The sequence below is a fragment of the Roseovarius dicentrarchi genome (genome assembly GCF_003316635.1).
GTDB lineage: Bacteria > Pseudomonadota > Alphaproteobacteria > Rhodobacterales > Rhodobacteraceae > Roseovarius > Roseovarius dicentrarchi.
In genome coordinates this window covers 34,905-55,529 of sequence record NZ_QNQP01000014.1, presented here as the reverse complement: position 1 = coordinate 55,529, position 20,625 = coordinate 34,905, and the positions used below count along the sequence as shown (strand labels likewise).

The following is a 20,625-nucleotide window of genomic DNA, read 5'->3' as shown; positions in this document are numbered from 1 at the left end:
GTGAACGCCTCAGAGCCTGTTAAGGTGCGCGCATCGCAAGGAGAAAGCCAAATGGTATCGCGCGTCATTCCTGTACAGCCGTTCGATCTGGTGATCTTTGGCGGCACCGGCGATCTGGCCCGGCGCAAGATCCTGCCGGCGCTCTTCCGGCGGTTCTGCGCAGGCCAGATGGCCGAGGACGCGCGTGTGATCGGCGCCGCCCGCAGCGAAATGGACGGGGCCGGCTACCGCGCGTTTGCGCGCGACGCGATTGCGGAATTTGACGGCGACATTGCGATGATGAACGCCCATCTGGGCAGGTTTCTGGAGCAGGTGGATTACGTTACCGTCGATGCGACCGGCGATGACGGCTGGCCCGAGCTGGCGCAGCGGCTGACTGATCCGGAGCGTATTCGCGCCTTTTATTTCTCGGTCGGTCCGACGCTTTTCGGACCGCTTGCCACGCGTGTGCATGAGCATGGCCTGGCCTCGCCCGGTTGCCGGATCGTGGTGGAGAAGCCGTTTGGCCGCGATCTGGCATCGGCCCGCGCGCTGAACGCGGTGCTGGCCGAGCATTTTAACGAAACGCAGATCTATCGCATCGACCATTATCTGGGCAAGGAGACAGTGCAGAACCTGATGGCGATCCGTTTTGCCAACACCCTGTTCGAGCCGCTCTGGAACAGCCAGTATGTCGATCATATCCAGATCACTGTCGCCGAATCCGGCGGGGTCGGTACGCGCGGCGGCTATTACGACAAATCCGGCGCCATGCGGGACATGATGCAGAACCATATCATGCAACTATTGTGCCTGACCGCGATGGAGCCGCCGGCAAAATACGATCCCGATTCGGTGCGCGACGAAAAACTGAAGGTGATCCGCGCGCTGGATCCGGTGGCGCCGGACGATGTGGTGCGCGGCCAATACGAGAGTACCGATACCCTGCCGGGCTATCGCAACGAGGTGGAGAACCGCGACACCACCACCGAAAGCTTTGTCGCGCTGAAGGCGCGGATCGGCAACTGGCGCTGGGCCGGCACGCCGTTTTATCTGCGTACCGGCAAGCGTCTGCGCGCCCGCGCCAGCGAAATCGCGGTGGTCTTCAAGGACGCGCCGCATTCGATCTTTGGCGCCGATGCCGGGCGGCACCGCAATATCCTGACGATCCGCCTGCAACCGAACGAGGGCATCGAGATGGGCGTCACCATCAAGGAGCCGGGGCCGGGCGGTATGCGGCTGGTCGATGTGCCGCTGGACATGACATTTTCCGAGGCGCTGGGGCCCGAGGCAGAGGATATTCCGGACGCCTACGAACGGCTCATCATGGATGTCATTCGCGGCGATCAGACCCTGTTCATGCGTGGCGACGAGGTGGAGGCCGCATGGGGCTGGACCGATCCGATCATCGAGGCGTGGCAAACCGCTGGCACGCCGCCGGCGCTTTATAGTACAGGCAGTTCCGGACCGGATGACGCATTGGCGTTGATCCATCGTGACGGGCGCCGCTGGCGGGAGATAAAGCCATGATTTTCGAAGAATACCCCGATGCCGAATTCATGGCGATGGGCATTGCCGATGTCCTGTCGGGCCAGCTGAACGCAGCCTTGCGCCAACGCGAGCGCGCCTTGCTTGTGGTGCCGGGCGGGACCACACCGGGGCCGATCTTTGACACGCTGTGCGGCGCGCGGCTGGAATGGGACCGGGTCGATGTGCTGCCCAGTGACGAACGCTGGCGCCCGCAGGCGCATATCCGCTCGAACGCGGGCCTGATTGCCAAGCATCTGATTTGCGAGCGGGCGGCGACCGCCACGCTTTTGTCGCTGTATATGGATGATGTGACGCCGGAGGAGGCGGCGCCGCAGCTGGCCGCCGATCTGGCGCCGCGCCTGCCGATTGATGTGGCCTTGGTCGGCATGGGCGCGGATATGCACACCGCCTCGCTGTTTCCGCGCGCGCCGGGGCTGGAGGCGGCGCTGGCGCATGATGCGCCGCTGGTCCTGCCCATGCGGATCGACGGCGAGCCTGAGCCGCGCATCACGTTGGCGGCGCATGTGCTGAAATCCGCGATGCACCTGCATGTCGTCATCACCGGCGCGGAAAAGCGCGATGCGCTGGAGCGGGCGCGCGGGCAGGATGCGCTGATCGCGCCGATTGCCGCACTGCTGGACGATGCCACCGTGCATTGGGCGCCCTGATGTGTGGCGCGATTTGAAAGCAATGGCCGAAAAGGCACGGGCCAAGGGCATTGCGCCGCTTTTTGGCGCGGGACGGGCGGCGGATTTTTCCGTTCAGGCCAACGGGCTGCTGCTGGATTATTCCAAGACGACGATAGACGCACAGGCGCGCGCCGCCCTGATCGCGCTGAGCGAGGCGCGCGGCGTATTCCAGCGGCGCGAGGCGATGTTTACCGGCGCGCCGATCAATGAAACCGAAGGGCGCGCGGTGCTGCACACCGCCCTGCGCACCCTGTCCGGCGGGTCGATCATGGTTGACGGGAAGGACGTCATGCCCGGCGTGATGGAGACTTTGGCGCGGATGAAATCCTTTGCCGGGATGGTGCGCAGCGGCGCGTATCGCGGGGCAGGCGGGGCATTCACGGATGTGATCAATATCGGCATTGGCGGCTCGCATCTGGGACCGGAAATGGCGGTCCGGGCACTGGCACCTTATGCGGACGGGCCGCGGTGTCATTTCGTCTCCAACGTGGACGGCGCCGATATTGCCGACACGCTGGCGCGGCTGGACCCGGCGCGCACGCTGATACTGGTCGCGTCAAAAACCTTTACCACCACCGAAACCATGACCAACGCCGCCACGGCCTTTAGATGGCTGGAAGATGCCGTCGATACACCCGGCGCACAGTTTGTTGCGCTGTCATGTGAGGCGGACAAGGCGGCGGAGTGGGGCATTGATGCCAGCCGCGTTTTCGGGTTCGAGGATTGGGTTGGCGGGCGGTATTCCATCTGGGGGCCGATAGGTTTGTCGCTGATGATCGCCATCGGCGCAGACGGGTTCACTGATTTTCTGCGCGGCGCCGAGGCGATGGATACCCATTTCCGCACTGCGCCTCCGACGGAAAACATGCCCTTGATGCTGGCGCTGGTCGGTCTGTGGCACAGCCACGCCTGCGGCCACGCCACGCGTGCGGTGCTGCCCTATGATCAGCGGCTGGGCCGATTGCCCGCGTATCTGCAACAGCTCGAGATGGAATCGAACGGCAAGAGTGTGGCGATGGACGGGCGTAGCCTGGCCTATCCGTCGGGTCCGGTGGTGTGGGGCGAGCCCGGCACAAACGGCCAGCATGCGTTTTATCAGCTGATCCATCAGGGCACCGCCGTCATCCCCTGCGAATTTCTGGTTGCGGCGCGCGGCCACGAGGACGATCTGGCCCATCACCACGAGCTGCTGGTGGCCAACTGCCTGGCCCAGTCCGAGGCATTGATGCGGGGCCGCGATCTGGAAACGGCGCGCGCCCTGATGCGCGAGGCGGGGTATCGCGGCGCCGAACTGGAGCGGCAGGCGCGCCACCGGGTGTTTCCGGGCGCACGCCCGTCCACAACGCTGATCTTTGACATGATGTCGCCATACCGTCTGGGGCAGATCATTGCCCTCTATGAACACCGCGTGTTCGTCGAGGGCGTGATTCTGGGCGTCAATTCGTTCGACCAGTGGGGGGTCGAGTTGGGCAAGGAACTGGCCAAGGCGCTTCAGCCGGTGCTGGATGGAACTGCGCCGCTGAACGGCAAGGACGGATCGACCCGGCAACTCATAACCTTCGTACAATCGAACCGTGGGTGATCCGCCCTTTTGACCACTGGCACCACCGGGGCGCCCTGTAGCTTTGACCGCTGCCCTGTCGCGTCGGGCACAAGCATACACGCAGACAATCCGGGCAAAGTTTCGCCGGGACGAAAACTATTTAACATTTTTTCAATTTCACGTGTCAGGTTAAGGAACCAACGCCGCATCGGTGCGTTCAACGATGAGCGCCTTCCAAGATTGGCACATCCACGAGGGATGCCGCGCGTTGGCGACAGTGAAAGATAGAAATTGGAGATCAGAATGAAAACATGGATATCCGCAATGGCCTGCACCGCCATCCTGGGCGTGTCTGCATGCGATAACATGACATCCAACCAGCGTACCGTTGCAGGCGTTGCCGGCGGCGCGGCTGCCGGTCTGCTGACCGCCGAAGCCTTGGGCGCAAACAGCAACTGGCGCCTGATCTCTGCTCTGGGCGGTGCGGCGGCTGGTACGGTTGTTGCGCAGAACCAGAACCGCAAGGTTTGCGCGTATTCGCGCGGTGATGGCACCTACTACGAGGCGCCTTGCCCGTAACAGGCAACGCCCCACCGTTCGCGGTGACGGCGAATTGAATGAGGCGCGGCAGATTTGCCGCGCCTCTTTTTCGTTCTGGTGGCCACGCTGGGCCGAATTCGTGCCGTGTCAGCCGCGCAGGATGCTGCGACCTGCATATTCCGCCGTCTCGCCCAGCAGTTCCTCGATCCGGATCAGCTGGTTGTATTTGGCCAGCCGGTCCGAACGCGCCAGCGATCCGGTCTTGATCTGCCCGCAATTCGTGGCCACGGCCAGATCCGCAATGGTCGCATCTTCCGTCTCGCCCGAGCGGTGCGACATCACGTTGGTAAAGCCCGCACGATGCGCCATATCGACGGCGCGCAGCGTTTCGGTCAGCGTGCCGATCTGGTTGACCTTGACCAGCATCGAATTGGCGCAACCGCGCGTGATGCCGGTCGCCAGACGGTCGGGGTTGGTCACAAACAGATCGTCCCCGACCAGCTGCACCTTGCCGCCCAGCTTGTCTGTCAACGCTTTCCAGCCGTCCCAGTCATCCTCGGCCATGCCATCCTCGATCGAGATGATCGGGTAATCGGCCACCAAAGCGGTGAGATAATCGGCGTTCTCGGCAGAGGTCAGCGATTTGCCTTCGCCGGTCATCTCATACTTGCCGCCCTTGAAATACTCGGTCGCGGCGCAATCGAGGGCCAGATAGATATCCTCGCCGGGCTTGTAGCCTGCCTTTTCAATGCTTTTCAGAATGAAATCCAGCGCCTCGCGGGAGCTGCCAATATTGGGGGCAAAGCCGCCCTCGTCACCGATCCCGGTGCTGAGGCCCGCCGCCGACAATTCCGCTTTCAGCGTGTGGAACACCTCGGCGCCCATGCGCACCGCCTCGCGGATGTTGTCCGCGGCCACCGGCATGATCATGAATTCCTGAATGTCGATGGGGTTGTCGGCATGCTCGCCGCCGTTGATGATATTCATCATCGGCACCGGCAGGATGCGCGCCGACGTGCCGCCGACATAGCGGTAAAGCGGCTGGCCGGTGTAATCCGCTGCCGCCTTGGCCGCTGCCAGCGACACGCCAAGGATCGCATTGGCGCCAAGGCGCGATTTGTTGTCGGTGCCGTCCATTTCGATCATCGCCATGTCCAGCGCGACCTGCTCGGTCGCGTCGAACCCTTCCAGCGCATCGGCAATCTCTCCGTTCACCGCCTCGACCGCGTCCAGCACGCCCTTGCCCAGATAGCGCGCCTTGTCGCCATCGCGCCGCTCGACCGCCTCATGCGCGCCGGTGGACGCACCCGAAGGAACGGCGGCGCGGCCCAGTGTGCCGTCCTCCAGCAGAACGTCCACCTCGACCGTGGGGTTGCCGCGACTGTCGAGGATTTCGCGCGCGTGGATTTCGATGATGCTGCTCATATGGGGAACCCTTTGATGAAATATGCTGGCGCCGACTTATCAAAACGGCGCGGTGAATGGAATTGCCGCGATCACAGCGGCCCGACGGGCCGCGCCCGCCGATGCGCCCGCGCCAGACGCTGCTCGCGGATCAGGGTATACAGGCCCGAGGCGATGATGATCGCCGCGCCAACCAGCGTCCACAGATCGGGCCGCTCGCCCAGAAATGTCATGCCCAGGATCAGCGCAAAAATCAGGCGGGCATAGCGAAAGGGTGTGACAGCGGCGACCTCGCCGACACGCATTGCGCCGACGATGAAGTAATAGGCGACGACGCCGAATACCATCGCGCCGAACAGATGCGCCCAGTTGGCCGGCTCCAACGGGGTCAGATCGCCGTGAAACAGCAGCATGATCGCACCCGTCGGCACCATGGTCCCGAACGCGTAGCAGGACAGCTGGATGGACGACACCGACGGCGGGATTGCCCGCGTTGCCAGATCGCGGATGGCCAGACCAATGACCGATACGATGGCAAAGATGGATGAGGCGTCGAACGCGTCCAGACCGGGCCGCACGATCATCATGACGCCCGCCATACCGACCAGAATAGCCGACCAGCGGCGCCAGCCAACCTGCGCGCCCATGAACAGCGCCGCGCCGATCGTCACCGCCAGAGGAGTGGCCTGAAGGATCGCCGACACGGTGGACAGATCCGCCAGCGCCAGCGCGGTGACATAGCAGACAGCGGCAATGATCTCGCCCAGATTGCGCAGCATGACGGCGCGGGTCCACAGAACGCGGGTAAACAGCTTGCCCCGGCCCATCTTGGTAAACACGGCAAAGACCAGACAGCCCGATGTGCCCAGCATCATCAGGATCTGCCCGACCGGCAGCTGCACCGACAGCAGTTTGACAAAGTAATCTTCCAGCGCGAATCCGGCCATTGCCAGAACCATCAGCGCGCTGCCGCGCAGGTTATCCATGGGTTTGCCCTTTCCGGGTCAGCCTCAGGCGCGCAGGCGCACCCAGATAGGAACGTGATCAGAGGGCTTCTCGCGGCCGCGAATCGCGGCGTCGATCTGGCAATCCTCCAGCAGATCGGCACATTCGGGGCTGAGCAGGAAATGGTCAATGCGGATCCCGTCGTTGCGATTCCACGCGCCGGCCTGATAATCCCAGAACGTATAGTGGCCGGGGCCGTTTTGACGCGCGCGGAACGCCTCGGTAAAGCCCATGTTCAGGATCCTGCGGTACGCGGCGCGGCTTTCGGGGCGGGCCAGCGCATCGTCCTGCCATGCCTCGGGGCGCTTGGCGTCCTCGTCCTGGGGGATGATGTTGTAATCGCCGGCCATCAGAAACGGCTCTTCCAGTGTCAGCAGCTCGGCGGCGCGGGCCTGCATCCGGTCCATCCACGCCAGCTTGTAATCGTATTTCGGCCCCGGCGCCGGATTGCCATTGGGCAGGTACAACCCGCAGACGCGAATGGCCGTGTCGCCCATCACCGTCGCCTCGATCCAGCGGGCCTGTTCGTCACTCTCGTCACCGGGCAGGCCGCGCGTGACATCCTCCAGCGGCAGCTTGGACAGGATCGCCACCCCGTTAAAGCCCTTTTGACCGTGGGTTTCGACGGTATATCCGCGATCCTCGAAAATCTCGCGCGGGAAAGCCTCGTCCACCGACTTGATTTCTTGCAGCAGCGCGACATCCGGCTGCGCCTCGTCCAGCCAGTCGGGCAGGGCATTTATGCGGGCTTTGATCCCGTTGATGTTGAATGATGCGATCTTCATGTGCGGTCCTCGCTGCGGCAGGGCTGCGCCATCTATCGCCCAGCAATGCGGCGGGGGCAAGCAAAGCGCGGCTGTTGATGCGAATCGCATATCTAGTATCGCCGCCATTTACCGGACCGGCGGGCAGATGATTCTCGACATACACGCTAAAGTTGCAGTCGCCCTCGTCCTATTATGTGAAATCCCGGCGTTAAAATCGCCGTAAATGCAGGCTGTGGATAAGTTTTTTACCAGTATGTTTTCGGTTTCCCACTGCACTGCTTACACGGCGAAGTTGATGTGGATATCCCTTCTGCACTCTCCTTTAGGTTGAAAAATGTCTTGGCAGAACACGGATCTGCTGCAAGCTTTGAGGCATCTGCAACACAACATCTGGGGATTTTCAAAAATGACTGCACAACGCAAAGTAGAAGCATCCATCGCAATCAACGCCGCTCGCACAAGCGGCGCGATGAGCCTGCATGACGGCGCCGCAACTGGCGCGTTCACATCGTCGCTGGGCCCCGTCGCCACCGCCGACGCCGGCCTGGGTGAGGGTCTTGAGATGTTCACATCCTCGCTCAGCCCCGCTGCCCGCGCTGACGCGTCCGCCGGCGACAATGTCGAGATGTTCACCTCCTCGCTTAGCCCATCGGTTACGGCTGATGCCACATCGGGCGATGCCGTGCAGATGTTCACCTCATCGCTGGCACCGCGCGCGACATCGGGCGATGCGGTCGGCGCATTCACTTCGTCGCTGGCACCCGCACTTGAGGCTCGCGAGGGCGACGCTGTCGAAATGTTTACGTCCAGCCTCTAAGCCAGACACCTGAACGGGGCCTTGGGCCCGGACCCATCCAATGGAGATCACCACCATGACGACCATCGTCCAGCTCAACGTCCCGTTCCGGCAACACAGCAAGGCCGCGCGCCAGTCGGCCTTGCTCAAAACCTTCGCAAGCGGGCGCCGCACACAAGAAGATGTGTTTTGGCTGAAGGAAAACGCCGAGATTTTAAACATTCTTGAATCGACGGGCGCCGAGATGATGCCCGGCGCGCTTGACGTGTACGCAGCTTTCTACGACGATATCGAACAGCGGATGGAATTCTTTCCGCAATATTACAGATTTTTGTTGTCGCTGTGCCTGGATCTGGAGGATCTGGGGATGCCCGGCACCAAGGGGGCGGCATTGGCTGAATGGGTCGCGCAGCAAGGTTTGCCGGAAGCCGAGCTTTCGGATTTGCAACGCGCCGAGGCGCGGCGCCTGTGCGCGCGCCGCGGCATTGACCCGCTGCCCGATGATGACGGTCTGGATGCGCGGCTGCGCCGCTTTGCAGCCCGTTCGCAAACCTTTGCGCTGCCGAATAAAAAGGCGGCGTATGAGCTGACGCATATCGTGTTCTACCTGTCCGAATATGGCCGCAAGGATCCGGCGATCTGCGCCGCGACCCGGACCAGCCTTATGTTTGCCGGCACGCTGGCGTTTCTGGACTTCAACGCCGATCTGTTGTCGGAAATCTGCCTTTCCCTGCGCTTTGCCGGGCAGGTGCCGCCGCAGGTTTGGGAAATCTGGCTGACGCAGCAGGTGCGCACCTTTACGCTGGATGATGCCGACGGGCTGGCGGATGACTACCACGAATACCTGATGCTGAACTGGTTCATGTCCCGCGCGGGGCAGGGCGGTTTTGGCGATCATGTGCCGGGCGGGCGGCTGACCTTTGCGCGCACCCGGCCTACTTCTGCGCCGCTGCGCGAGCTGTCGCATTGCATTTATTCGATGGGCGCGGGCCGTTCCGCCGATTGGGAGGCGATGCGCGGCGATGTGTGCAGCCAGCTGTCGGACGAGGCGCAGGCGGCCCTGATCGCGGCAGAGGCATCGACCGATCAATTCGGCGCGTTTTTCGAGGGGTTCGCCCGTGTCGGATTGCGCCCTGCCATGCCGGTGCGCGCATGACGGCCCTGCGCGCCGGCGGCGCTGCCATTCTGGCGGGGATCAGCCTGACCGTGGGCTACACGGCGCTGATATCCGGCGCCGATGCCATTACCAAGATGTTCGCGGCCAGCTACGCCGCGCCGCAGCTGTTTGCGCTGTCTGGTGGAATCGTGGCGCTGTTTGCGGTGCTGGCGGATCGCGCGAGGGGGGCGCCACGCGGTTTGCGCACGGCATGTCCACGCGCCATGGCGGTCCGCAGCATTGCGACAGTTCTGGGCGCGGCCGCCTTTTTCTATGCGTTTCGCCTGCTGCCCTTTGCCGAGGTTTTTCTGTTCATCGCGATGATACCGCTCTTTACCGCGCTTTTGTCCGGCCCTGTTCTGGGCGAGGCTGTGCGCCTGCAGGCATGGGGCGCGCTGATGCTGGGGCTGGTCGGGTTGCTGTGCCTTGCGCCGGGCGGGATCAGCAGCCTTGGCGCGGGGCATGCGGTGGCGTTGGCCGCGGTCATGCTGGGCACCGTTTCGATGATGGCGTCGCGCTATATCGGGACGCGCGATGGCAATCTTTTGGCGCAGGTGTTCTGGCCCAATCTGTCGCTGGCGGGGATCATGGCCTGCGTGCTGCCCTTTGTCTGGGCGCCGATGGGGCTGGGCGATCTGGGCTGGGTGTGCCTTTATTCGGCGCTGTTATTCGCGGCGCGTTGGCTGCTCGTGGGGGCGTTTCGGGCGCTGCCTGCCTATGTGATCACACCGCTGATGAACTTGCAGTTCTTGTGGATGGTCGCCATTGGCGCCGCCGTGTTCGGCGAGGTGCCGGGCGCGGCGCTGTACCTCGGCGCGGCGCTTGTGATCACAGCCGGGGCGTGGCTGATTTTCGATCAGGCATTCCCGGCGCCCGCGGCGCGCAAAGTGGTCCCGGCAGAGTAATGTGATGCATTAATATCGGTCTGTAAGGCATTATATTACATCGAAAAAGACGTACCGCAGCCGCAGCTGCTGCTGGCGTTCGGATTCTCGATCACGAACCGCGCGCCGATCAGCTCTTCGCTGAAATCAATGACGGCGCCGGTCAGGAATGGCAGGGATACCGCGTCGATCACCACCTTCTGGCCCTGACCTTCCAGCACCAGATCGTCACCTGCCGGATTGTCCAGCTTGATCTCGTACTGAAAGCCCGAGCAGCCGCCGCCCTCGACGGCGACGCGCAGGGCCTGGCCCTGATCCCCGGCACCAATTTCACTGAGGCGTTCAAACGCGCGGTCGGTCACTTTGGGCGGCAGGTTCATCATCATCTCCGAAGGTCGTTCTGCGGGCAGTTTCGCACCGGTTTCAAATGCAATATATGGGCGCCACGTCCACCCGGCAAGGAGCCTGCCCATGACTGCGCCCACTGCGCCCGCGCCATCCTGCATCGCCGCACAGCCAGACCAGTCGCGCGGGCGGCTGGTGCCCGAGGATGAAAGCACCTTTCGTTCGTGTTTTCAACGCGACCGGGACAGGATCATCCACTCCAGCGCGTTTCGCAGGCTCAAGCATAAGACGCAGGTGTTTGTCGCCCATGAGGGGGATTATTTCCGCACCCGCCTGTCGCATTCGATCGAGGTGGCGCAGGTGGCGCGCACCATATCGGGCGCGCTTGGCCTGAACGGCGAGTTGACCGAGGCGGTCGCGCTGGCGCATGATCTGGGGCACACCCCGTTTGGCCATACCGGCGAGGATGCGCTGCACCGGCTGATGCAGCCCTATGGCGGTTTCGATCATAACGCGCAGGCGATCCGTATCGTCACCGCGCTGGAGCGGCATTACGCCGAGTTTGACGGCCTCAACCTCAGCTGGGAAACGCTGGAGGGTCTGGCCAAGCATAACGGCCCCGTCACCGGCGATCTGCCCTATGCGCTGGCCGAGTATGATGCCCGCCATGATCTGGAGCTGCACACCCATGCCAGCGCCGAGGCGCAGGTGGCCGCGCTGGCCGACGATATTGCCTATAACAACCACGATTTGCACGACGGCCTGCGCGCCGGGCTGTTCACCGAAGACGAGGTTGCGGCGCTGCCCATCGTCGGCCCGTGCTACGCGGAAGTGGGCCGACTCTACCCCGGTCTTGACAGCTACCGGCGCCGCCACGAGGCGCTGCGCCGGGTGTTCGGGGTGATGGTGGGCGATGTGATCGACACATCGCGCGGGCTGATTTCGGCGGCGGATCTGCCCGATGCGCAGGCCGTGCGCCATCTGGGGAGGCCGATCATCCGGTTTTCACCGCAACTGTGGCAGGATCTGAAGGGCGTGCGCAACTTTCTCTTTACGCGCATGTACCGCGCGCCCATGGTTATGGTGCAGCGTGCGCAAGCGGCCGAAGTTGTCGATGGATTGTTCCCGTTCTACATGGCGCAGCCGGATCATTTGCCGCGCCGCTGGCAGGGCGATGTGCAGGCGGCACAAACAACGACGGAACTTGCACGGCTTGTCAGCGATTACATTGCCGGGATGACCGACCGGTTTGCGCTGTCGCAGCACGCGCGGCATCTGGGCGGACGCGGCGGCGCCGGGTCCTGGCCCGAAGATATAGAAGGATAGGCGATGGCAGTTGAGACAGCGGGCGCGATGTCGCCAGTCATGGCGTTCGCGCTGGTAGGGGCTATCGGCGTCGGGTCGCAATGGGTCGCGTGGAAGCTGCGCCTGCCTGCCATTGTTCTGATGCTGCTTGCGGGCCTGATTATCGGGCCGGTGCTGGGCATTTTTGACCCCGAACGGGACATCGGCCCGCTGATGACACCGATGATCAGTATCGCGGTTGCGATTATCCTGTTCGAGGGCGGCATGACACTGGACCTGCACGGTCTGCGCGAGGCGGCCAAGGGCGTGCGGCGACTGGTGATCATCGGTGCGCCTGTCGGCTGGCTGGGCTCGGCACTGGCGCTGCATTATGTGGCCGGCCTCAGCTGGTCCAGCTCGGCGGTGTTCGGCGGGATCATGATCGTGACCGGCCCCACCGTGATCGCCCCGCTCCTGCGCACCGCGCGGCTGGCCAAGCGCCCGGCGCAACTGCTGCAATGGGAGGCGATCGTAAACGATCCCATCGGCGCGCTGGCCGCCGTTCTGGCGTTCGAGGTCGTGCTGGTCGTCTATGCCAGTGAACAGGTGGGCGCCGCGATCTGGGACATGAGCGTGGGCATCATCGGCGCCATCGTCATGGGCATCGCCGCAGGCTGGCTGCTGTCCGAGGGGTTCCGCCGGGGCCGCGTGCCGGAATACATGAAGGTGCCGGTGCTGTTTGCGTCGCTGCTTCTGGTCTTTGCGCTGGCCGACAGCGTGCTGCACGAAAGCGGCCTTCTGGCCGTGACGATCATGGGATTCTACATCGCCAACGCCAAACTGCCCAGCTATACCGAGCTGCGCCGTTTCAAGGAACATGCGACGATCCTGCTGGTGTCGGGGGTATTCATCCTGCTGGCGGCATCCATGAATATCGAACGGCTCAGCCTGCTGGGATGGCCTGCGCTTGCCTTCGTCGTCGTGGTCATTCTGGTCGTGCGCCCGGCGACGGTCATGCTGTCGCTTGCCTCCACCAATATTCCGATGAAAGAGCGGCTGCTGGTCGCCTTTACCGGCCCGCGCGGGGTGGTTCTGGTGGCCGTGGCGGGGCTGTTCTCCGAACGGCTGGTCAGCGCGGGTGTCGACGATGCCGCGCTGCTGACGCCGCTGGCCTTTGCGTTGGTTGCAGCGACGGTTGTGCTGCACGGCTTCACCTTGCGGCCCATGGCGCAGGCGCTGGGGCTGGCCGGGGCGCAGGTGCCGGGCGTGATATTCGTCGGCGGCTCGCAATTCTCTGCCGCCTTCGCCGATGCGCTGCAAAAGGAAGAGATCCCCGTCCTGATCGCGGATGCCAACCGCGCGCGGCTTCGCGCGGCGCGAGAGCAGGGATTGCCGATCTATGTTGGCGATATCCTGTCAGACGGCGCCGAACACGGGGTCGAGTTCATCAGCTTTGGCCGCATCGTGGCGACGTCCGACAATGACGCCTACAACACGCTGGTGGCTACCGACCTTGGCCCCGAATTTGGCCGCGAACATGTCTATCAGCTGAAACGCGCCAAGCAGGAGCAGACGCGCCATGCACTGCCCCCCACATTGGGCGGGCGCACCGTTGCAGGGGGGCGCCGCTATCTGGAACTGGCCCGCCTGATGCAAGAGGGGTGGGAAGTGCGCGCCACCAACATCACCGAAGAATACACCGTGGAGGATTGGACCGCCGACAACCCCGATTCGATCCCGCTGGCCGAACTGACGCCGGGCCGCAGCATGCGCATCATCGCGGGTGATGCCAGTATCAAGGCCGGTCCGGGCATGCGTCTTCTGGCCTTGTCCGCCCGCCGCGAACGCGCCGCCGAAGCTGCCGAGCGCAAGGGCGCAAGCGAAGATCAGGCAGACACGGTGCAAAAGGCCGCCGACAAGGCCGAGGCAGACGCCGACGATCAGGCAGAGCGGGAGGCGGATCAAAAAGCCAGGGAAAGGGGCGCGGATCTGAAAACGGTCAAGCCCGGCAGCGCCGCTGCGGATTGACGCGCGCCGCCTTGGTGTTAAACCGGGCCGGGAATGCAAGGAAGCCACGCTATGAACCTTTTTACCGATATCCGCGCCGCCGTAATGGACGCTTTGACCGCAATGGAGGGGGCAGGCACGCTGCCCGCCGAACTGGACCGCGCCAACGTCACGGTGGAGCCGCCGCGCGATCCGGCGCATGGCGACATGGCGACCAACGCCGCGATGGTCCTGGCAAAGCCCGCGGGGTTGAAGCCACGCGACATCGCCGACGCGCTGGCGGCCGAGCTGGTCCTTGATCCGCGCATCTCCAGCGCCGACGTGGCTGGACCGGGATTTTTGAACCTGCGCCTTGCACCGTCCAGCTGGCGCGCAGTGGTCGGCACAGTGCTGGCCAAGGGCATTGATTTCGGCCGCTCCGACATGGGGCAGGGGCGGCGCGTCAACGTCGAATATGTCAGCGCCAACCCCACCGGCCCCTTGCATGTGGGCCACACACGCGGCGCGGTTTTCGGCGATGCACTGGCCAGCCTGCTGGACTTCACCGGCCATGACGTCACGCGCGAATACTACATCAACGATGGCGGCGCGCAGGTCGATACCTTGGCGCGCTCCGTCTACCTGCGCTATCTTGAGGCGCATGGCCGCGCTGTCGATTTTCCTGACGGCACCTATCCGGGCGACTACCTGATCGCCGTGGGCGAGGCGCTGAAGGACAAGGTCGGCGATGCCTGGGTCGGCCAGCCCGAAGAGGTCTGGCTGGAAGAGCTGCGCGACTACGCCACCGCCGCCATGATGGACCTGATCCGCGCCGATCTGAAATCGCTCGGCGTCGAGATGGACAAGTTTTCATCGGAAAAATCCTTCTACGGCACGGGTCTGATTGAGAAATCCATTCAGGCGCTGGACGACAAGGGCCTGATCTACGAGGGCGTGCTGGAGCCGCCCAAGGGCAAGCTGCCCGAGGATTGGGAGCCGCGCGAACAAACCCTGTTCCGCTCCACCGCGCATGGCGATGACGTGGACCGTCCGGTAAAGAAATCCGATGGCGCCTGGACCTATTTCGCCCCCGATATCGCCTATCATTACGACAAGGTGACGCGCGGTTTCGATCTGCTGATCGACGTGTTCGGCGCCGATCATGGCGGCTATGTCAAACGCATGAAGGCCGCCGTTTCTGCCCTGTCGGACGGCAAGGTTCCGCTGGAGATAAAGCTGACCCAGCTGGTCAAGCTGTGGAAGGATGGCGAGCCGTTCAAGATGTCCAAACGTGCCGGCACGTTCGTCACGCTGCGCGATGTGGTCGAACTGGTCGGCGCCGATGTCACCCGCTTTGTCATGCTGACGCGGAAAAACGACGCGCCGCTGGATTTCGATTTCGACAAGGTGCTGGAGCAATCCAAGGACAATCCGGTGTTCTACGTGCAATACGCCCATGCGCGCGTCTGCTCGGTCATGCGCAAGGCGGGCGACGCGGGCATTGACGTCTCGGACGCCGCGCTTGCGGCTGCGGATCTGGATCTGCTTGCGCACGAGGCCGAGCTGACGCTGGCGCGCAAGATCGCCGAATGGCCGCGTCTGGTGGAAATCGCTGGCCGCACGAACGAGCCGCACCGCGTGGCCTTCTACCTCTATGATCTGGCGTCCGAGGTGCATACGCTGTGGAATCGCGGCCATGATGCGCCCGAGCTGCGCTTCCTTCAGGAGGATGATCCGGCCGCGACACAGGCGAAAATCGCGCTGGTCAAGGCCGCAAGCGTTGTTATTTCCGCAGGTTTGGGTATCTTGGGCGTCACCCCGGCCCAAGAGATGCGCTAAAGCGCACACAGCCCGGCGCAGATACGAGGCAGAGCAGTCAGGTCGGCGGGGCGACGCCCCATCGGCACATAAGAGGCAATAAATGTCACGATTCCAAGAGGATACATCCCGGTCTTCGGACGCGCCGGAGACGCCTGCGCAGGCGCATCCACTGTCGCGTGCCACCTATGCGCTGGGGTCCATCTTGTCGGTTGGTCTGGTCATTGGTCTGGGGGTCTGGGGCTACAAACTGCTGGTGCGCGACGTGTCGGGCGTGCCTGTCATCCGCGCCGCCGAAGGCCCGATGCGTATCCAACCCGAGGATCCGGGCGGGCGGCAGGCGCTTAATCAGGGCCTGTCGGTCAATGACGTGGCCGCTGTCGGCTCTGCCGCCGCCGCGCCTGACCAGCTGATCCTTGCGCCCGCCCCGCTGGACCTGAGCGATGAGGACGCGGCAGGACCGATCGAGCCGCTGACAGACAGCGTCGCCGCACCTGCCACGCCCCAGATGGCCGAGACCGAACCAACCACACCAGCGCCCGATGCAGAGCCGGATATGCTCGCCCTTGCAGAGGCCATCAGCGACGGGCTGACACCGCTTGAGGATCTGCCAGACGCCGCCGAGGCACCGGAGGCCGACAACGTGCCAGAGGCCAGCAACGAGATTGCAGTCGCGGCATCATTGCGCCCCAAGGCCCGGCCCGCCGACCTGAGCAACATCCGCGAGGTGGTCGCCGTGGCGCCGACCACGCAAGGCGTGCGTGATATCGACCCCGATGCAATCCCCGTGGGCACCCGCCTTGCGCAACTGGGCGCCTTCTCCAGCGAGGAAATCGCCCGCGAGGAATGGGACCGCCTTGCCAAGCGGTTCTCGGAATACCTTGTCGGCAAGGACCGCGTCATTCAGCGCGCCACCAGTGGCGGGCGCACCTTCTACCGTTTGCGCGCGGTCGGGTTTGATGACCTTGCCGATGCGCGCCGCTTCTGCTCGGCGCTGGTATCTGAGAAAGCTGAGTGTATCCCTGTCGTTACGCGATAATCCTGATGTATAAGATTAAGATCACATGACCCATTTTGGCGCCACTATACTGGATGCCGAAGGGCACCGCCTGACCGCAGAGGAAAAGCGGTTTTTCGCTGCGGCCGATCCCTTTGGCTTCATCCTGTTTGCGCGCAATATCGACAGCGCCGATCAGGTGCGCAACCTTTGCGCCGACATGCGCGATGCGGTTGGCCGCGATGCACCCATCACCATCGATCAGGAGGGCGGACGCGTGCAGCGCCTGCGCCCGCCGCTCTGGCGCAAATGGCCCGCGCCACTGAACCATGTCGACATGGCCGGGGAACAGGCCGCCGAGGCGATGTATCTGCGGTATCGCCTGATCGCAGCAGAGCTGCATGAGCTGGGAATTGACAGCAACTGCGCGCCGCTGGTCGATGTCGCAGGCGCGCAAACCCATGATTTCCTGCGCGATCGCTGCTATGGCACGGACCCCGCGCGCGTCGCGCTGCTGGGCCGCGCCGTGGCGGAGGGGCTGCTGGATGGCGGCGTGCTGCCTGTGCTGAAACACATTCCCGGCCATGGACGCGCGCAGGCAGACAGCCATCTGGACTTGCCCGTTGTCGCCGAGGGCAGGGAGGCGCTGACAGCCACCGATTTTGCCCCGTTCAAGGCGCTGAATGACCTGCCGATGGGTATGACCGCCCATCTGGTATATGCGGCGATTGACGAGCGCCCGGCCACCGTGTCGCCCGTCATGATGCGGCTGATCCGGGACGAGATTGGCTTTGACGGGCTGATCATGACCGATGACATTTCGATGAAGGCGCTCGAGGGCAGCCTGACGGATATCACGCGCGCGTCGCTTGAGGCGGGCTGTGATGTTGCGCTGCTTTGCAACGCGTCCCTGGAGGACCGGCGCGCGGTGGCGGCCGCCGCGGGCAGGCTGGATGACGCGGGCCAGCGCCGCGCGATTTCGGCGCTGGCGGCGCGGCGGACACCGACAGATATCGATATCCCCGCGCTTGAGGCCCGCCTTTCGGCCATGTGCGGCGGCCTGACCTATGGCAGATGACATTGGCAGCACGCAAAGCGCCGTCGCAGGCAGGCTGGCCGCCGAGGCGCTGATCGTCGACGTTGACGGGTTCGAGGGGCCGCTGGATCTGCTATTGACACTTGGGCGCAGTCAAAAGGTGGATCTGCGCAAGATCAGCGTGCTGGAACTGGCGCGCCAATATCTTGATTTCGTTGAAGAAGCCCGCGCCCTGCGGCTGGAGCTGGCGGCCGATTACCTGGTCATGGCCGCGTGGCTGGCCTTTCTCAAGTCCCGCCTGCTATTGCCGCCCGACCCCGAGGAGGACGGCCCGACAGGCGAGGAACTCGCCGCGCGTCTGGCCTTCCAGCTGGAGCGGCTGGCAGCGATGCGTGACGTTGCAGCGCGGCTGATGGCACGCGATCGGCTGGGGCGCGATTTCTTTGCGCGCGGCCAGCCTGAAACGGTGACGCGGCAGCGCAAGGTGATCTACACCGCGTCCCTGCTGGATCTGATGCAGGCCTACGCGCGCACCCGCACGCGCGACGAATTTCGCTCCTATGCGATGGACCGCGACTCGATCTTCTCGCTGGAGCAGGCGCTGGACAGGCTGCGCAGCCTGATCGGGTTTTCGGGCGGCTGGACCGATATTTCGGCCTATCTGCCCGAGGGGTTCGGCACTGATCCGGCACGGCGCCGCTCGGCCACGGCGTCAACCTTCGCGGCCTCGCTGGAGCTGGCCAAAGAGGGGCGGATCGAGCTGCGCCAATCGGAGGCATTCGCCCCCGTAGAAATTCGGAGCCGGGATTAACAGCGTGTCGCAAGCTTCTGATAAGGAAATGAAACCTCTGTTTGATGTGCCGCCCATGGCGGAACAGGAACGTATGGTGGAGGCGATCTTGTTCGCCACGGCAGAGCCTGTCAGCACGCGCGAGCTGGAGGCGCGCCTGCCGCATGGCTGCGACGCGGCCGAGGCGCTGGCGCATGTGCGCCGCCGCTACGAGGGGCGCGGGGTGACGCTGGTGCGGGTCGGGGATGGATACGCGCTGCGCACGGCGCCGGATCTGGGCCACCTGATGCAGCGCGAAACGGTCGAGACGCGCAAACTCAGCCGCGCCGCGATCGAGACGCTGGCCATCATTGCCTATCATCAGCCGGTCACCCGCGCGGAAATCGAGGAGATTCGCGGCGTGTCGGTCAGCCGTGGAACGGTGGACCAGCTGTTGGAGATGGAGTGGATCCGCTTTGGCAGGCGGAAAATGACACCGGGCCGGCCTGTCACGTTCGTCGTCACCGATATTTTTCTGGGCCATTTCGGGCTGGAGGCGGCGCGCGATCTGCCGGGGCTGGCAGAATTGCGCGCCGCCGGCCTGCTGGACAACCGCCTGCCGCCGATGTCGATGCCCGGCGCCGCCCCGCAGGATGATGACGAAGATGATTTGCCGCTCAAACCCGGCGATCAGAGCGAACTTTTCGAAGAATAGTAAGGGATGCCCTGAAATCTTCGCAATTAGCTGCTATATGTGGCTGAAGACATACACGGGAGACGCGATATGAACGCCAACAGATTGGTCACGATGATACTGCGCATGGTCATGCGCCGCATGATGCGCGGCGGTGTCAACGCAGGGATCGGCGCGCTGTCCAAACGATCGGGCAAGGGGTCAGGCGGCGGGGCTGCGCCCGATAGCAAGGCCACCCAGAAACGCGCCCGCGACACGATGAAGATCGCGCGCCGCATTGGCCGCATGTAATGCGCGATCCGGGTGAAGAAATGCCTAGATAGACTTGAAATGTTTGGATAATTTCAGGCCCTGACCCTGGTAGTTCGAGCTGAGGCCCGCGCCGTAAAGCGTGTCCGGCACCTTATCCATCCGCTCGTAAATCAGGCGGCCGACCGTCTGGCCGTGTTCCAGCACAAACGGCGCCTCGTGGCAGCGAACCTCCAGAACGCCGCGAGAGCCGGTGCCGCCAGCGGCATCATGGCCGAAACCCGGATCGAAAAAGCCCGCGTAATGCACGCGAAATTCGCCGACCATCGCCAGATAGGGTGCCATCTCCGCTGCATATTGTGGCGGGATATGCACCGCCTCGCGGCTGACAAGGATGTAGAACGCGCCGGGGTCCAGAATGATCTGTCCCGCGCTGCTGTGCACTTCCTCCCAGAAATCCTGCGGCTGGTAGTGGTTGATATTGTCCAGATCGATCACACCGGTATGCGGCTTGGCGCGGTAGCCGACCAGCGTGCCCGTGGCAGGGCGCAGATCGACCGAAAAGCCAAGGCCGTCGCTGATGACGGGATCGCAGTCCACCAGCCGGTCAGACGCGTGCAGGGCGGCCAGATCGGCGTCGGTTAATACCGCGTCGCCGGTGCCGAACCGGATCTGGTTCAGCCGCATCCCCGGACGCACCAGCACAGAAAACGAACGCGGGCAAATTTCGGCATAAAGCGGGCCGGTGTAGCCTGCCGGAATACGGTCAAATTCGGCGCCACCATCGGTCACCGCCCGCGTCAGCAGGTCCAGCCGCCCGGTGGAGGATTTGGCATTGGCCGTGGCGTGGATGCCCGGCGGCAGTGCAAGCGATTCCATCAGCGGAACCACGTAAACACAGCCCTTTTCCAGAACCGCACCAGCGGTCAGGTCGATGCGGTGCATCTCGAACTCACTCAGCCTGTCCGCAACGCTGCGCCCGGCGCCAGCCAGAAAGGACGCGCGCACCCGGTAGGCGACATGCCCCAGCCGCAAATCAAGGCTGGCGGGCTGAATCTGGGCGGGCAGGACGGCATCGTCGGCGGCAATGGCGCCGCTGTCGATGAGGCCCTGAATTTGCTGGCTGGAAAGAACTCCGGTCATCGCTACGCCCT

The 20,625-nt window shown here is 63.8% G+C and carries 20 protein-coding genes; 15 read left to right on the top strand and 5 right to left on the bottom strand.

From position 1 onward, the window contains the following. The first annotated feature begins 51 nt into the window (after window positions 1–51). The 4 genes from zwf to DQ230_RS11265 all read left to right on the top strand — a co-directional run bounded on the left by zwf (window position 52) and on the right by DQ230_RS11265 (window position 4,320). Entirely contained in the window at window positions 52–1,509 is a 1,458-nt protein-coding gene (gene zwf / locus DQ230_RS11280; protein WP_113912710.1) for a glucose-6-phosphate dehydrogenase, read from the top strand. Continuing rightward, on the top strand, window positions 1,506–2,177 hold the full coding sequence (gene pgl / locus DQ230_RS11275; RefSeq protein ID WP_113912708.1) for a 6-phosphogluconolactonase: 672 nt from the start codon (window positions 1,506–1,508) through the stop codon (window positions 2,175–2,177). The genes zwf and pgl overlap by 4 nt, the downstream gene beginning before the upstream one ends. Window position 2,178: 1 nt before the next feature. After that, window positions 2,179–3,780 carry a glucose-6-phosphate isomerase gene (gene pgi, locus DQ230_RS11270; RefSeq protein WP_113912765.1) on the top strand — a complete coding sequence of 534 codons (1,602 nt, stop codon included), beginning with the start codon at window positions 2,179–2,181 and terminating at the stop codon, window positions 3,778–3,780. Between the two features lie 264 nt (window positions 3,781–4,044). Further along, window positions 4,045–4,320 carry a glycine zipper 2TM domain-containing protein gene (locus DQ230_RS11265; RefSeq protein WP_113912707.1) on the top strand — a complete coding sequence of 92 codons (276 nt, stop codon included), beginning with the start codon at window positions 4,045–4,047 and terminating at the stop codon, window positions 4,318–4,320. Between the two features lie 108 nt (window positions 4,321–4,428). On the opposite strand, the gene eno is transcribed toward DQ230_RS11265, so the two are convergent. From eno to xth, 3 genes are all read right to left on the bottom strand, one after another. Further along, a complete protein-coding gene (eno, locus tag DQ230_RS11260) occupies window positions 4,429–5,706 on the bottom strand; it encodes a phosphopyruvate hydratase (RefSeq protein WP_113912706.1) in 1,278 nt (425 codons plus the stop codon). A gap of 71 nt (window positions 5,707–5,777) precedes the next feature. Continuing rightward, window positions 5,778–6,671, bottom strand: a complete 894-nt coding sequence (locus DQ230_RS11255) for a DMT family transporter (protein WP_113912704.1) — start codon at window positions 6,669–6,671, stop codon at window positions 5,778–5,780. Window positions 6,672–6,695: 24 nt separating this feature from the next. Then, window positions 6,696–7,475: an exodeoxyribonuclease III gene (xth, locus tag DQ230_RS11250; RefSeq protein WP_113912702.1), complete on the bottom strand. Its 780-nt coding sequence runs from the start codon at window positions 7,473–7,475 to the stop codon at window positions 6,696–6,698. 388 nt (window positions 7,476–7,863) lie between these two features. Between xth and DQ230_RS11245 the strand changes: the two genes are divergently transcribed. The 3 genes from DQ230_RS11245 to DQ230_RS11235 are packed head-to-tail and all read left to right on the top strand — an operon-like array spanning window position 7,864 to window position 10,314. After that, window positions 7,864–8,274 carry a DUF6749 family protein gene (locus tag DQ230_RS11245; RefSeq protein WP_162497427.1) on the top strand — a complete coding sequence of 137 codons (411 nt, stop codon included), beginning with the start codon at window positions 7,864–7,866 and terminating at the stop codon, window positions 8,272–8,274. A 40-nt stretch (window positions 8,275–8,314) separates the two neighbouring features. Then, window positions 8,315–9,409 (top strand): DUF6902 family protein, encoded by a 1,095-nt coding sequence (locus DQ230_RS11240; protein ID WP_238987500.1) that lies wholly within the window; start codon window positions 8,315–8,317, stop codon window positions 9,407–9,409. Next, entirely contained in the window at window positions 9,406–10,314 is a 909-nt protein-coding gene (locus DQ230_RS11235; RefSeq protein ID WP_113912699.1) for a DMT family transporter, read from the top strand. The genes DQ230_RS11240 and DQ230_RS11235 overlap by 4 nt, the downstream gene beginning before the upstream one ends. Before the next feature lie 35 nt (window positions 10,315–10,349). On the opposite strand, the gene DQ230_RS11230 is transcribed toward DQ230_RS11235, so the two are convergent. Next, window positions 10,350–10,673: a HesB/IscA family protein gene (locus tag DQ230_RS11230; RefSeq protein ID WP_113912763.1), complete on the bottom strand. Its 324-nt coding sequence runs from the start codon at window positions 10,671–10,673 to the stop codon at window positions 10,350–10,352. Window positions 10,674–10,764: 91 nt separating this feature from the next. Between DQ230_RS11230 and DQ230_RS11225 the strand changes: the two genes are divergently transcribed. From DQ230_RS11225 to DQ230_RS11190, 8 genes are all read left to right on the top strand, one after another. After that, entirely contained in the window at window positions 10,765–11,964 is a 1,200-nt protein-coding gene (locus DQ230_RS11225) for a deoxyguanosinetriphosphate triphosphohydrolase (protein WP_113912697.1), read from the top strand. A 3-nt stretch (window positions 11,965–11,967) separates the two neighbouring features. Beyond that, on the top strand, window positions 11,968–13,950 hold the full coding sequence (locus tag DQ230_RS11220; RefSeq protein WP_113912696.1) for a cation:proton antiporter: 1,983 nt from the start codon (window positions 11,968–11,970) through the stop codon (window positions 13,948–13,950). A gap of 51 nt (window positions 13,951–14,001) precedes the next feature. Then, on the top strand, window positions 14,002–15,747 hold the full coding sequence (argS, locus tag DQ230_RS11215; RefSeq protein WP_113912694.1) for an arginine--tRNA ligase: 1,746 nt from the start codon (window positions 14,002–14,004) through the stop codon (window positions 15,745–15,747). Between the two features lie 82 nt (window positions 15,748–15,829). Further along, complete coding sequence (locus tag DQ230_RS11210) at window positions 15,830–16,765, top strand: SPOR domain-containing protein (protein WP_113912693.1); 936 nt, start codon at window positions 15,830–15,832, stop codon at window positions 16,763–16,765. Between the two features lie 25 nt (window positions 16,766–16,790). Further along, entirely contained in the window at window positions 16,791–17,801 is a 1,011-nt protein-coding gene (nagZ, locus tag DQ230_RS11205; protein WP_113912691.1) for a beta-N-acetylhexosaminidase, read from the top strand. Then, the gene (locus tag DQ230_RS11200; RefSeq protein ID WP_113912690.1) at window positions 17,791–18,570 is read left to right on the top strand and encodes a segregation and condensation protein A; all 780 of its coding nucleotides are present in this window, start codon (window positions 17,791–17,793) and stop codon (window positions 18,568–18,570) included. The genes nagZ and DQ230_RS11200 overlap by 11 nt, the downstream gene beginning before the upstream one ends. Window positions 18,571–18,598: 28 nt before the next feature. Next, the gene (gene scpB, locus DQ230_RS11195; protein WP_113912689.1) at window positions 18,599–19,243 is read left to right on the top strand and encodes an SMC-Scp complex subunit ScpB; all 645 of its coding nucleotides are present in this window, start codon (window positions 18,599–18,601) and stop codon (window positions 19,241–19,243) included. A 69-nt stretch (window positions 19,244–19,312) separates the two neighbouring features. Further along, window positions 19,313–19,513 carry a hypothetical protein gene (locus tag DQ230_RS11190; protein WP_113912687.1) on the top strand — a complete coding sequence of 67 codons (201 nt, stop codon included), beginning with the start codon at window positions 19,313–19,315 and terminating at the stop codon, window positions 19,511–19,513. A gap of 24 nt (window positions 19,514–19,537) precedes the next feature. Here the strand turns inward: DQ230_RS11190 and DQ230_RS11185 are convergent, their stop codons facing one another. Then, on the bottom strand, window positions 19,538–20,614 hold the full coding sequence (locus DQ230_RS11185) for a 2'-deoxycytidine 5'-triphosphate deaminase (protein ID WP_113912686.1): 1,077 nt from the start codon (window positions 20,612–20,614) through the stop codon (window positions 19,538–19,540). Between the last annotated feature and the right edge of the window lie 11 nt (window positions 20,615–20,625).